The organism is Herbaspirillum lusitanum (assembly GCF_046025995.1).
In the GTDB taxonomy this organism is placed as follows: Bacteria; Pseudomonadota; Gammaproteobacteria; order Burkholderiales; family Burkholderiaceae_D; genus Herbaspirillum; species Herbaspirillum lusitanum_A.
Map to the genome: position 1 here is coordinate 346365 of NZ_JAQQFM010000005.1, position 13208 is coordinate 359572.

The following is a 13208-nucleotide window of genomic DNA, read 5'->3' on the forward strand; positions in this document are numbered from 1 at the left end:
CAACGTCGCTTGACGATTCCCGGCGGTCGCCCGATGAAACCGATGCCAGGAAGCGATGTAATACGCAACAGCAAAGGATGTAGACAATGGAATCAAAGGGATGGACTGACCAGCAATCAGCCGGAGCGCTGAATGGATAGCCTGAGCTCGCTGAACGCCTTCGTGCGCGCCGCCGACACGCGCAGCTTCACCGCCGCGGGCCGTCAGCTGTGCGTCTCTTCCTCTGCCATCAGCAAGGCCGTGGCGCGGCTGGAGGAGCGTCTCGGCGTGCGCCTGTTTCACCGCTCCACGCGCAGCATTACGCTGACGCCGGAAGGCAGTCTGTTCCTTGAGCGTTGCCGCCGTATTTTTTGCGAGGTGGAAGCGGCCGAACAGGAGATCGCACGCACCCAGGACGCGCCGCGCGGCAAGTTGCGCATCAGTCTGCCGCTGGTCGGCATGCTGATGATGCCGACGCTGTGCGCCTTCATGCGCGCGTATCCCGAGATTGAGCTGGATCTGGATTTCACCGACCGCCTGGTCGATGTGATCGATGAAGGTCTGGACGGCGTAGTGCGTACCGGCGACGTCAGCGACTCGCGCCTGATGTCGCGCATCCTCGGCACTTTTCGTTTCAAGCTGGCTGCGGCGCCGGCCTATCTGGCGCAACGCGGCACGCCCGAGCGCCCTTCGCATTTGATGCAGCATGCCTGTCTGCATCATCGCTACGCCAACAACGGCAAGCTGGAGCGCTGGCCCTTGCGCAGGAGCGGCAAGGATGGCGCCAAAGACATGGAATGGCCGGTGACTGCCGCCGCCAATTCCATCGAACCGCTGATCTACATGGCGGAGCAGGGGCTGGGCATCGCCTGTCTGCCCGACTTTGCGATCCGCCGCCAGCTGGCCGACGGCAGTCTGGTGGCGCTGCTGGACGACTGCATCGAACACGAAGGTGCATTCCGCATGTTATGGCCATCCAGTCGCCATCTTTCGCCCAAGCTCCGAGTCTTCATCGATTTCATGGCGCAGCACTTGTTTGCGGTCTGAGCGCCTCGCTGCTGCCTCGCTCAGCAATGTGTCTGCTCATGCGGCAAAATCCGTAGCCATTGAAGCGGCGCGCCAAGCGTCGAGATCGGCAGTGACCGTGTTCATTTTCTGTTGCGCCAGATGGCATGCGATGCGTCCGGCGAACAGGTGCAGCGGCGGTTTTTCGACGGCCGCCGCCTGCATGATCAGCAGCGCCAGCCGCTCGGGATCGCCGGCCTGCTGACCGGCCAGCGAGTCCAGATGCAGATCCAGCGAGGCCTGTGCTTCGGTATAGTCGGCGATGCTGCGCGCAGCCAGCATCAGCGATCCGCTGGAGAGAAAATCGGTGCGGACCGGCCCCGGATAGACCACCGTGGCCTTGATGCCGAGTTCGGCGGTTTCCGCCGCCAGTGTTTCAGTGAGGCCGGCCAGCGCAAATTTGGTGGCGACATAGCTGCCCCAGCCGGCATAGCCGCCCTGAAAGCCGACAATGGAGGCGATATTGATCACGTGGCCGCTGCGTTGCCGTCGCATGTGCGGCAGCGCCTGACGCAGGACATTGATCGGCGCGAAGACATTGATCTCGAAGTTGCGGCGCACCTCGGCGTCGCTCATTGCTTCCAGCGTGCCTTGCTGGCCGTAGCCGGCATTGTTGACCAGTACATCAAGACGGCCGAAGCGCGTCACGGTGGCGTCAACTGCGCGCTGCACGCTGTCCGCATCAGACAGATCGACCTCCAGCGGCAGCAATTGACCAGCCTTGCCTTCAGTCTGAATTGATTCAAGAGATGCGCGCGTGCGCGAGGTGGCGGCGACATTCTGGCCATGGGCCAGCAGCGCCTTGACCAGGGCCAGGCCGAGGCCCTTCGACGCGCCGGTGACGAACCAGGTGTTGGGAGAGGTATTCATGGTGTATTCCTTCATGCTTGCAGCCTGTTTTCAGGACGGTTCAATAAGGGCTGGCTGTCGGGCGCACCACCAGTTCGCTGACATCCACATCGGCCGGCTGTTCGATGGCGTAGGCGACCGCGCGCGCAATGGCGTCCGGCTGGATGGCGATGGCGCGGAATTCACGCATGGCGGCGCGTGCGCTGTCATCGGAGATGCTTTCTGCGAGTTCGGATTCGACCACCCCGGGGCAGACCACGGTCACGCGTAGGCGCTGGCTTTCCTGGCGCAAACCGTCGGAGATGGCGCGCACGGCGAACTTGGTCGCGCAATACACGGCGGCGGTCGGCGACACGCTGAGACCGCCTATCGACGAGATGTTGATGACCTGGCCGCCATTCTGTTCTTGCATGGTCGGCAGCACTGCCGCAATGCCGTGCAGCACACCACGGATGTTGACGTCGATCATGCGGTCCCATTCATCGATCTTGAGCGCCGCCAGCGGCGACAGCGGCATGACGCCGGCATTATTGACGATCACATCGATGCGGCCGTGACTTGCCAGCGCGGCGTCGGCAAAAGCCTGCATGTCGCTCATGCTGGTGACATCCAAGGCCTGAAATCGGACCGAGCCGCCATTGCCCGCATGTTTGTTGGCGAGTTCCTGCGTCAGCGCAGCCAGTTGATCAGTGCGTCGCGCGCCGAGCAGCAGGTGATGGCCCTGGGCTGCCAGCAGGCGTGCAATGGCCTCGCCGATGCCGCTGCTGGCGCCGGTGACGAGAATGACCTTGGGTGTCGATTGAGCGTAGTTCATGATGTTTCCTTTGCAGTGGGAAATAAACGGGCGGCACGCCCGGGATGCAAGCCGGTCCGGCATGCGCTGCATCGCTTGATGCGGTGAATCAATGTTATGCAGGAGGGGCCTGCCACGCTATGCACAGGGCTATGCAGTTCTGGCCTATTTCTATTTTCAGGAGGAGTTTCTGCTGCAAAAAGTGCGGATATGATGTCTCATTGCTCTTTGCCGGCACCGTCGGCATTTCTCCGAGCCTGATCCGTCTGCCGCAGACGGCCTGAAATGGAAAACTCCGCATGAACCCATCCGATCCCGACTACGCTTCAACGCGCATGATCGCGCTGATCCGCCAGCTCGCTCCGCAAGAGGGTTACACCATGTCGGCGCTGGAGTGCGTGCGCTTCATGCGCGCCGACCGACCGCTGGCGCGTACGCCGGTCTTGTACGAGCCGGGCATCGTGATCGTCTGTCAGGGGCGCAAGCGCGGTTTTCTCGGCGACGAAGAATATGTCTACGACGCTCGCCACTATCTGGTGCTGTCGGTGCCGCTGCCCTTTTCCAGCGAAACCGAGGCAACGCCGGAAGAGCCTTTGCTGGCGCTGTTCATACGCTTGGACATGACCGAGATCGCCGATTTGGTGCTGACGCTGGATCAGGCCGGCGGCGCATCGCCGATGGCGGCACGCGGCATGATTGCCACGCCGCTCGAAGGTGCGCTGGCCGACGCCACCTTGCGTTTGCTGGAAGCGCTGTCCCGGCCGCTGGAGGCGGCGGTGCTGGGGCCTGCCATCGTGCGCGAAATCTGTTTTCGCGTGCTGATGGGCGAGCAGGGCGGCTCGGTGCGCGCGGCGCTGGCGCATCAGGGGCAATTCGGCAAGATCTCCAGAGCATTGCGGCGCATTCATTCGGCCTATGCCGAAGCGCTGGATGTGAGCACCCTGGCTGATGAGGCCGGCATGAGCGTGCCGGCTTTCCACGCCCATTTCAAATCGGTGACCCACACCTCGCCGATTCAATACATCAAATCGACTCGTCTGCATGAGGCGCGGTTGATGATGATTCGCGACGATCTCACGGCGGCGGCAGCGGCGGCGCGTGTCGGCTATGAAAGTCCGTCGCAGTTCGGGCGCGAGTTCAAACGCTTTTTCGGGCGCAGCCCGGGCGACGAAGTGCGTGAGATGAAAAGCGCGTTCGAGCTGGCGCCGGCGCAACTGGGCGGGGCAGTGTTGCTGTGAGGTGCTGATGCAATAGTTTTACCCGGGAAATGGCAGCAAGGCTGCCGGCGCAATTGACGGCACTTACTTACCGGCTTGATGTCGCAAGGCATGGGTTGCCGGCAGATGGCGCGTCGTTATGCGCAGTCATGCGCCGGCCTGTCTTGCTTGCATCGCTATCGGGTCATGATCATGGGCAAAATTTTCATCGGCATTTCAGGTTGGCGCTACGCACCGTGGCGCGGCGAATTCTTTCCCAAGGGGCTGAGGCAGGCGGATGAGCTGCAGTTCGCATCGCGCGCCTTGCCCTCGATTGAGCTCAACGGTTCTTTCTATGCGCTGCAACGGCCGGAAAGTTACCGCGCCTGGTACCAGGCCACGCCTCCCGGATTCGTCTTCAGTCACAAGGGTAATCGCTACATCACGCATACCTTGCGCCTGCGCGAAGTGGAGGGCGCACTGGCGAATGTGTTTGCCTCGGGCGTGTTTAATCTGCGTGAAAAGCTGGGCCCGTTTCTTTGGCAGTTTCCGCCCAGCTTTCGTTACGACGCCGATCTGGTCGAGCATTTCCTGAGCCTTTTGCCGCATGACAGCGAACAGGCGCTGGCGCTGGCCAGGCAACATGAACCGCGTATGCAGGGCCGCACCGCGCTGGAGATCGACAAGAAGCGCAAGCTGCGCCACGCGATGGAAATCCGCAATGACAGCTTTGCCGATGCATCCTTCATCAAATTGCTGCGCAAATACAGGGTAGCGCTGGTGGTGGCCGATGCCGCACGCAAGTGGCCTTACCTGGAGGATGTGACCGCCGACTTCATGTATCTGCGCCTGCACGGCGACAAGGAGTTGTATGCCAGCGGTTACAGCGAAGCCGCGCTGGACGAATGGGCTGAGCGGATACGCGCGTGGGCCGCGGGCGGCCAACCGGAAAACGGAACACGCATTTCTTCAATGGCGCCGCCGGCCAGGAAGAGTCGGGATATTTATTGCTACTTCGATAATGACATCAAGGTGAAAGCACCTTTCGATGCGCGGCGCCTGATCGAAAAGCTGGGACTGAAATTGAAACTGCAGCCGCTCGATCACGCCTGAATGCCGGAAATGGAAGGGGCGTCAAGAGTGTATGAAGGTAAAGAGATACATGTCAGTGAGCATCCGATCGCCCGGAAATCCTCAGGCGCTCAAGGGTTTGGCCGATTTGCCGCGTGGGAAATCGGCTTGCAGCGATCTCCCAAAACGTGGCATTTATGCCAAACATAGAAAATAGTCGATGAACGTCTCATATAATAACGATTCTCATTACTGAATTGGCGATTGCCTTCGACTATGGACGTGCTTCAATCACATGAAGCAGATCCGCTTCATCTGATTTATTGCGGCCATCACAACTGGCTGGTGCAATGGCTGCAGCGCAAGCTGGGCAACGTATTCGATGCGGCAGATCTGGCTCAGGACACCTATATCCGGGTGGCCACCGGCAAGACCATGCCGGCGCCGGAAGAGGCGCGGCCGTATCTGGTGCAGATCGCCAAGCGCCTGATGATCGATCTGTATCGCCGGCGCACGCTGGAAGAGGCTTATCTGTCGGCGCTGGCTTGCCTGCCCGAGCCATTTACTCCCTCGCATGAAGACACCCTGATCGTGCTGCAGACGCTGAGCGCGATCGACCGTGCGCTCGACAGCCTGCCGGAGAAGGTGCGCGAAGCCTTCTTCATGTCGCAGTTCGACGGCATGACCTACAGCGCCATCGCCTCGGCGCTGGGCATCGCCGTTGCCACGGTGCGCAAGCACATGTTGAGCGCAACGCGGGCCTGCTTCCTGGCGATGCAGGCAGACGGGCGCCGAATGCCGATGGAAGCGACGACCAGATGAATGCCACACCTGCCATGCTTTTTCCAGTGTCCCATGGCGCCGATGACGCAATCGAGCCGGGCGGCGATGCGCTCGATGCGGCGCTGAACTGGTTCGTGACCCTGTCTTCGGGCGAGGTCAGCGCACAGGAGCGCCGCGAGTTCGAGCAATGGCTGGCGCAGCCGGGCAATCAGCAACACTGGGGTTTGATCGAACAGTTTCAGCACGCCCTACGCGGCGTACCGGGGCCGGTGGCCGGCCAGGCCTTGCGCAAGACGCGGCAACCGGTGATGTCGCGCCGCATGGCGCTCGGTGTGCTTGGCGGCATCGCCGCCGGCGCCTTGCTCTATACCCAGCGCGACAGCCTGTTGGAAATGAACGCCGATCAGCGTACCGCGACCGGCGAGCAAAAGACGATCACGCTGGCTGACGGCACGCAAGTGATGCTGGACACGCATACTGCGCTGGATATCCGTTTCGACGGCCAGCAGCGCCGCATCATTCTGCGGCGCGGCGCGATCATGATAGAAACCGCGCATCAGCCGGGCTGGGCCGATCAGCCTTTCATCGTGCAGACAACGCAGGGCGAGGTACGCGCGCTGGGCACCCGCTTCACGGTCAGAGAGGAAGATCCATCGCGCTCCGCAAACCGGCGCGTGCTGGTGGCGGTGATGGAGGGCGCGGTGGAGATCAGTCCCGGCGCCCGGGCCAATTCCGCCCGACTCAAGGCTGGCCAGCAGACCGGTTTCAGCGCCAGCCGCATTGATGCGCCGGCACCGCTGGATCTCAACGCCCAGGCCTGGGCGCAAGGCATGCTGGTGGCGCGCAGCCGCACCCTGGGCGACTTTTTGCAAGAGCTGGGCCGTTACCGGCCCGGCATTCTGAACTGCGACGGCGAGGTCGCCGAGATGCGCGTCACCGGCGTGTTTCCGCTGGACGACACCGACCGCATTCTGAACGCGCTGGCGCAGGCGTTTCCGCTGCGCATCAAGCGGCGCACACGCTACTGGGTGAATGTGGCGGCCAGATAAATGCGGAGGAGTGGATATTCCATCGCCTGCAATCCCGCCGCTGTCGCAGCACGAATGTCCCCGCCGCTCGCAATCAAAATTATTTTCCGGATGGCGTAGCACTTTTCGAATCTCGTTCGTAAAGGATGTGAACGATCACAAAACATCCAACCCACGAGGACTCGATTCATGCGTCAACTTTCCGCCGCGCGCCGGCAACAACTGCCCTTGCAGCCCGCTCCCATGGCCTGCCGCGCACTCTCCACGACCTCCCACGTTTTGCTGACCGGCAGTCTGCTCATGGCGCTCGGCAGCAGCTTCAGTCCGGCGCTCGCGGCTGATGCCGCAGCGACGGGCAGCCCGACTGCAGCCGCCGCGCAGCGCTACGACATTGCCGCCGGTGCGCTGGATCAGACGCTCAATCAGTTCGCCGCGCGCGCCCGCATTCTGCTGGTGCTCGATCCGGCACTGGCGCAAGGCAAGCAAAGCAAGGGCCTGAGCGGCAGCTACACCGTGCGGCAGGGGCTGGAAAGCCTGCTCAGCGGCAGCGGTCTGGAAGCCTTGCAAAAGGCCGACGGCAGCGTGGTGATCACGCAGCGTGCAGCGGGTGACTCGGCCAGCGCCTTGCCGGCGGTGACCGTGGTGGCCAGCGCGGCGAGCGAAGGCAGCGGCCTCAAGCGGGTGGCAGCCTCCGGCGCACTGGGTTCGCGCTCGGTGCTGGATACGCCGTTCTCGATCAGCGTGGTGGATCGCGAAGACATTCAGGATCGCCAGGTCACCAACGTCGAGCAGGCGTTCCGCTTTGATCCCACCGTGACCTCGGCCAGCGGCGAGTACGGCCGGGGCTCCTCTTTGCTGGTGCGTGGTCTGGGCATCGATGCCACCAACGGTTTCAAGATGGATGGTCTGGCGATTCCGGGCTGGGGCAACGATCTGCTGCCGATGGAAATGTTCGAGCGCATCGAACTGCTGAAGGGCCTGAGCGGCTTCATGTACGGTTTCGGCTCGCCCGGCGGCATCATGAACTATGTGCAGAAGCGTCCTACCGATGAAAACACCTTCTCGGTGGATGTCGGTTACAAGAGCAACTCGCTGCTGTCCGAACACGTCGATGTCGGCGGTCGCGCCGGCGACGACAAGCGCCTCGGCTATCGCATCAATCTGGTTCATGAGCAGGGCGGCACTTACTTCAAGGGCGGCGAGCTGATCCGCGATGCGGCGTCGCTGGCGCTCGATCTGAAGCTGACCAACGACCTCACGCTGACTTTCGATACCCTGTACGCCAAGCGCAAGTCACTTGGCAATGCGTTCTGGGGCATGTCGCTGGCCAGCGGTCTGGCGCTGCCGGCGACCATCGATCCAAGCACCCGTCAGCAGCCTGAAGGCGCCTACTTCAACAATGAAAACATCATGGTCACCACCGGCCTGCAATGGCGTCTGAACGAAGACTGGAAGAGCAGTTTCTCGTATCGCTATGCACGCGAAGATGTGGACTATGTCTACGGCAACATCAATATCCTGAATGCCGCCGGCGACACCTCGACGTCCATGAGCGCCGGTATCTACGGCTTCCAGTTCCAGCAACTGCAGGCCATGCTGGAAGGCCAGGTCAACACCGGCGCCGTCAAGCATCAGCTGGTGTTCGGCGCCAGCCGCCAGGAATACCAGTCGCTGTCGGATCGCAGCGGTGTTTCGCTGGCGCTGGGCAGCGGCAACATGTATCGCGACACCACCTTGCGCACCACGCTGAACAACGACACGCATACGCAATATCGTTCCGCTGAAATCATCCAGAATGCGCTGTTCGCGAGCGACACATTGAGCTTCGGTGAAAACTGGTCGCTGATCGCAGGTTTGCGTTACACCAAATTCGATCAGATCGGACTGAACACCAGCGGCGTCACCACCACCCGGTACAAGCGCAATCCGTTGACGCCGACCATTGCGTTGATGTTCAAGCCGGCGCCGGATACCACCTTCTACGGCAGCTATGTGGAAGCGCTGGAACGCGGCGGCACCGCGCCGCTGACGGCGGCCAATGCCAATGAGATTCTCGGTCCGATGAAGAGCAAGCAGGTCGAGCTGGGCGTGAAGACCGAGCGTGAGACCTGGTCGACCTCGGCCGCCTTGTTCCGCGTGCAGCGCACCGCCGAATTCACCAACAGCGCCAATTACTACGTGCAGGATGGCGAGACGCGCTATCAGGGTTTTGACCTGTCCGGTCGCTACGATCTGAACAAGGATCTGTCACTGAACGGCGGTGTGATGTGGCTGGACGCCAAGTATCAGAATTCGTCGAGCACGCTCCAGGGCAAACGGGTGGTCGGCGCGCCGCGCTTCCAGGCCACCGCAGCCGTGCGTTACCGCGTGGCGGCCTTGCCGGGCCTGTCGCTGAATGCCGGCGGCCGTTACGTCGGCTCATCCAAACTCAGCACCGACAACACGCTGGACCTGCCTTCGTATTACAGCTTCGATACCGGCGCTGTCTATCGCACCCGACTCGGCGGCAAGGACGTGACCTTCAATGCGCAGATTCAGAATCTGACCAACCATCGTTACTGGGTCTACAACGGCAGCAACTACATTTTTGCAGCAGCGCCGCGCACCCTCAGCCTGAATGCGCGGATCGATTTCTAAGTCTGCAGCTTGAGACTAAGCGATCAGTCTTTACGTTATTGCGGTAATAAATCAACAGCGCGCAGCAAGGACTGAATAGGGAGGGGACATGGCGGGATTCCGGCAACGGCATCCCGCCATTTTTTATTGCGCGAGTATTTATGCGGTGCGTGCGTGTGATGCCGGTGCATCGGGATGTTCGCTGCCCAGCCGGTTGATATCCGGAGATTCCAGCAGGCGGCGGTCGGCGCCATGGCGCGCCACATTCAGCATGGCGCGTCCGATCACTTCTGTGGTCAGCACCTGATCCGGCATCAGCCTGCGTGCCAGCGGCATCAGCGGCGCCGCGAATACATAGAAAATCCGGTACAGCGGCGTGCGCGAACGGGCGCCATGCAAGGCCTGAATCACCCCCGGCCTGAACATGTAAGCGGCCTTGAAAGGCAGGCGCAGCAAGGCATTTTCGGTGCGTCCCTTGACCCGCGCCCACATGCTTTTGCCTTGCTCGCTGCTGTCGGTGCTGGCGCCGGAAACATAGGTGAATGTCATCTGCGGATTCAGTCGCGCCAATACTTGCGCCGCCGCCAGCGTCAGATCGTAGGTCAGGAGCCGGTAGTCGGCTTCGCGCATGCCGCCGGACGATACGCCGAGGCAAAAGAAGCAGGCGTCGAAATTCTTCAGACGGTTTTCAATCTGGCGGTAGTCGAACAGATCGGGCTGCACCACCTGCTGCAGTTTGCGCAGATGCATTGCATCCACGCCGAGTCTGCTGGTGTCGAGCTCGCTGCGGCCGATGACCTGCACCAGCGCGACATCGTCGGCCAGCAGACATTCGCGCAACACGCCATGGCCCAGCATGCCGCTGGCGCCGAAGATAAGCACGTTCAAAGGGAGACTCCTTGCGGCCATTGCACGCCGCTCAATTGTTCGGAAACCTGCCACAGCCTGGCCGCGACGGCGCTGTCCTGAGCGCGGCGACTGATTCCGGCGCGCGTGACGCGGCCTTTTAGTTCAAGAAATGCCGGGCCGTAGTAGCCGCCGTTTTCCGCCTGCGGCGCGGTCGCGGCAAACAAACTCGGTAGGGCGCCGTCGGCGGCGCGCTGACTGAAAAACGGCTGAATCAGCCAGCGATTGAATTGCCATGCGCCGCCGCTGAGTCCGGGGCCATTGACGATCAGATCGGTGCGCGCATAACCGGGGTGAGCGGCGATGCTGCTCAGCTTCCAGCCGAGAGCGTCGCTGCGGCGTTGCAACTCCAGTGCGAACATCAGCATTGCCAGCTTGGACTGGGCATACGCCGGCCACGCCGCATAGCGCCGCGCGAATTGCAGATCGTCGAAATGAATTGCGCCGCGCACCCGGTGTGCAATGCTGCTGAGGTTGACCACGCGCGCAGCGCCGGCCTTGCGCAGCAGCGGCAGCAGATGCGCCGTCAGCGCGAAATGCGCGAGATAGTTGGTGCCGAACTGCAGCTCGAAACCGTCGCTGGTGGTCTGGCGCAGCGGCGGCGCCATCACGCCGGCATTGTTGATCAGCAGATCAAGGCGACCATGTTGCGCCGCAAATCGCGGAGCGAATTCGGCCACCGACGCCAGACTGCCGAGATCCAGATGCTGGTAGCGGAGATTGGCGCCGGCATGACGGTTGAGGATGCTGGCGATGGCGGCCTTGCCCTTGCCTTCATTGCGTCCGGTCAGCACTACTTCTGCCCCGGCGCCCGCCAGTGCCAGCGCGGTCTCATAACCGAGGCCGCCGGTGGCGCCGGTGATCACTGCGATGCGACCGCGCTGGTCCGGTATGTCGCGCGTGTTCCATCCATTCATTGTTGCTGTCTCCCTTGGTGGCGGGTTGACCCGGACGGGCTGGGCCGGATCATGGACTGAGTTTGCTGCTCTCGATTGAGTTCTTGCGGCATCATGCGCCCGGCAATTCAGCCAGCGGCGTGTCGCCGAAGACCGTGGTTGCCGTCACCGCCTTCCAGCGTTCGGCATCGGCGATACGTTGCCGGTCGATCATATCGAAATAGTGCAGAGCGTCCGTGCCCAGCAGCAGATGCATCGGCGGTTGCGGGTGATAAGCCAGACCCAGTACCACTTGCGCGACGCGGCGCGGATCGCCCGCTTCTTTGCCGGCGTAGTCCTTGATCAGATCGGCCATCTTGCCGACCGATTCCTGATAGTCCGGCATCACCTGCGGCATGTCGGCGCGTGCACGCACCGCCCAGTTGGTGCGCATGCCGCCCGGCTCGATGGCACAGATCTTGATGCCGAGCGGCGCAGTTTCCATTGCCAGCACTTCGGTAAAGCCGCCGACCGCCCACTTCGCGGCCTGATAGGCACTCATGCCCGGCGTGCCGATACGACCACCGACCGACGATACATTGATGATGTGTCCGGAACGCTGCGCGCGCATGGCCGGCAGAACCGCGCGCGTGAGATGCACCACGCCGTAGAAATTGGCATCGATCTGGGCGCTGAAATCCTCATCCGGCATCTGTTCGAAAGGCAGCATCTGGCCATAGCCGGCGTTGTTGATGAGTACATCGATGCGCCCGAAGGCCTCGATTGATTTTTCCACGGCGCTGCGTGCTGCAGATGCATCTGTGACATCCAGCGCCAGCGGCAGAATGCGGTCGCCGTATTGCTGTGCCAGCTCATCGAGCAGTTCGGGCTTGCGCGCAGTGGCGACCACCGAATCGCCATGGGCGAGCGCCGCTTCGGCGATGTCGCGCCCCAGTCCGGACGCGCTGCCGGTAACCAACCATACTTTTGACATGATGCTGATCCTTTCAGGTTTGATTGCGCAGCGCCGTGAAGCAGGTCGCTGCTGCGCTTTGGATAATCGACCGGTGCATCGGTCGTAAATAAGGTATGAGCGAGTAATCACTCATTAAATGCCAAAAACAAGCTGCATGAATAATGCGGGATATGGCTGCCGTGTCTGATGTCCTCATACTCCGATGATGCAGCAGTGTGTGCAGCGCAGTCGCAGTCCTTCGTTAGCAATCTGAATTCAGCTCAACGGGCGTGGCCACCGTGGCGGCGATTTCAGATGCTGATGTTGTCTGAGCTTACTTCCCCAGCGCCTTCCAGAATGCCTCGAAGCCGTTCTCGCAGTAGAACTCGGCTTGCGCCGGATAGCGCCGCATGAAGTCCATCGTGGCATCGGCCAGTGCACCCATGATGGCGCCGGCAAAACCGCAAGGCTCTGCCAACAGAGCCGGATTCTTGATGCAATGCTGCAGCAGTCCGACCAGGTCGCCGAAGGCTTGCGAGCCTTCGGCCCGGGTCGCGTCGGTGATGCATTCGGCCACGCTCAGCTGCGCCAGCACCTTGCATTTCTCGGCATTGACGACACCCCAGTTCACATAGCGATGCCAGGCCAGGCGTATGGCTTGTTTGGGCGTGGCGGCGCGCGCCACTTCCTCGTCCAGCAGCGCTTCACGCAGGTCGCTCTTGATCTCCAGATAGAGCTGATTCATCAACTCATCCTTGGTCGCGAAGTAGGTGAACAGGCTGCCTTCGGCCACGCCTGCCGCCTTGGCGATCCTGGCGGTCGACGCGGCGGGCCCGAACTCGGCCATCACCGTAACGGCGGCGGTCAGAATGGCATTGCGCTTGTCTTCACTTTTGGGGCGGGCCATGGATATTGCTGCCTGAATTAAATAATGAATGAGTAAGCACTCATTATTAATTCAAAGAGAGAAGAAGGCAAGGAGTTTTTGCAGCGAAGTGCTCCGGTGCATAAAGGGCGAGCGTAATGCAGCGCGCGACTTGCGGACTTGTCTGAATCGCAGAGGACGAGCGGCGACAAGCGGGCAACGTGAAA

At 61.6% G+C, this 13208-nt stretch carries 12 protein-coding genes; 6 read left to right on the top strand and 6 right to left on the bottom strand.

All coding sequences use genetic code 11. The annotated features are described in order from the left end of the window. The first annotated feature begins 132 nt into the window (after positions 1–132). Positions 133–1026, top strand: a complete 894-nt coding sequence (locus tag PQR62_RS12815) for a LysR family transcriptional regulator (RefSeq protein WP_408158333.1) — start codon at positions 133–135, stop codon at positions 1024–1026. A gap of 36 nt (positions 1027–1062) precedes the next feature. Here PQR62_RS12815 and PQR62_RS12820 read toward each other — a convergent pair whose 3' ends face one another. Together PQR62_RS12820 and PQR62_RS12825 are read right to left on the bottom strand one after the other, a co-directional pair. Beyond that, positions 1063–1914, bottom strand: a complete 852-nt coding sequence (locus tag PQR62_RS12820; RefSeq protein ID WP_408158334.1) for an SDR family NAD(P)-dependent oxidoreductase — start codon at positions 1912–1914, stop codon at positions 1063–1065. A 40-nt stretch (positions 1915–1954) separates the two neighbouring features. Further along, positions 1955–2707, bottom strand: coding sequence for an SDR family oxidoreductase (locus tag PQR62_RS12825; RefSeq protein WP_408158335.1), 753 nt, complete (start codon positions 2705–2707; stop codon positions 1955–1957). 278 nt (positions 2708–2985) lie between these two features. On the opposite strand from PQR62_RS12825, the gene PQR62_RS12830 reads away from it, so the two are divergent. The 5 genes from PQR62_RS12830 to PQR62_RS12850 all read left to right on the top strand — a co-directional run bounded on the left by PQR62_RS12830 (position 2986) and on the right by PQR62_RS12850 (position 9401). After that, positions 2986–3924: an AraC family transcriptional regulator gene (locus PQR62_RS12830; protein WP_408158336.1), complete on the top strand. Its 939-nt coding sequence runs from the start codon at positions 2986–2988 to the stop codon at positions 3922–3924. Positions 3925–4095: 171 nt separating this feature from the next. Then, positions 4096–4995, top strand: coding sequence for a DUF72 domain-containing protein (locus tag PQR62_RS12835; protein ID WP_408158337.1), 900 nt, complete (start codon positions 4096–4098; stop codon positions 4993–4995). Positions 4996–5235: 240 nt separating this feature from the next. Further along, on the top strand, positions 5236–5775 hold the full coding sequence (locus PQR62_RS12840) for a sigma-70 family RNA polymerase sigma factor (RefSeq protein WP_408158338.1): 540 nt from the start codon (positions 5236–5238) through the stop codon (positions 5773–5775). A 14-nt stretch (positions 5776–5789) separates the two neighbouring features. Beyond that, positions 5790–6785 carry a FecR domain-containing protein gene (locus tag PQR62_RS12845; RefSeq protein ID WP_408158339.1) on the top strand — a complete coding sequence of 332 codons (996 nt, stop codon included), beginning with the start codon at positions 5790–5792 and terminating at the stop codon, positions 6783–6785. A gap of 168 nt (positions 6786–6953) precedes the next feature. Then, a complete protein-coding gene (locus PQR62_RS12850) occupies positions 6954–9401 on the top strand; it encodes a TonB-dependent siderophore receptor (RefSeq protein ID WP_408158340.1) in 2448 nt (815 codons plus the stop codon). A 138-nt stretch (positions 9402–9539) separates the two neighbouring features. Here the strand turns inward: PQR62_RS12850 and PQR62_RS12855 are convergent, their stop codons facing one another. The 4 genes from PQR62_RS12855 to PQR62_RS12870 form a co-directional block, all read right to left on the bottom strand. After that, on the bottom strand, positions 9540–10268 hold the full coding sequence (locus PQR62_RS12855; RefSeq protein WP_408158341.1) for a Rossmann-fold NAD(P)-binding domain-containing protein: 729 nt from the start codon (positions 10266–10268) through the stop codon (positions 9540–9542). After that, the gene (locus PQR62_RS12860; RefSeq protein ID WP_408158342.1) at positions 10265–11203 is read right to left on the bottom strand and encodes an oxidoreductase; all 939 of its coding nucleotides are present in this window, start codon (positions 11201–11203) and stop codon (positions 10265–10267) included. The genes PQR62_RS12855 and PQR62_RS12860 overlap by 4 nt, the downstream gene beginning before the upstream one ends. Positions 11204–11294: 91 nt before the next feature. Continuing rightward, complete coding sequence (locus PQR62_RS12865; RefSeq protein WP_408158343.1) at positions 11295–12155, bottom strand: oxidoreductase; 861 nt, start codon at positions 12153–12155, stop codon at positions 11295–11297. A gap of 295 nt (positions 12156–12450) precedes the next feature. Further along, complete coding sequence (locus tag PQR62_RS12870) at positions 12451–13023, bottom strand: TetR/AcrR family transcriptional regulator (RefSeq protein ID WP_408158344.1); 573 nt, start codon at positions 13021–13023, stop codon at positions 12451–12453. Between the last annotated feature and the right edge of the window lie 185 nt (positions 13024–13208).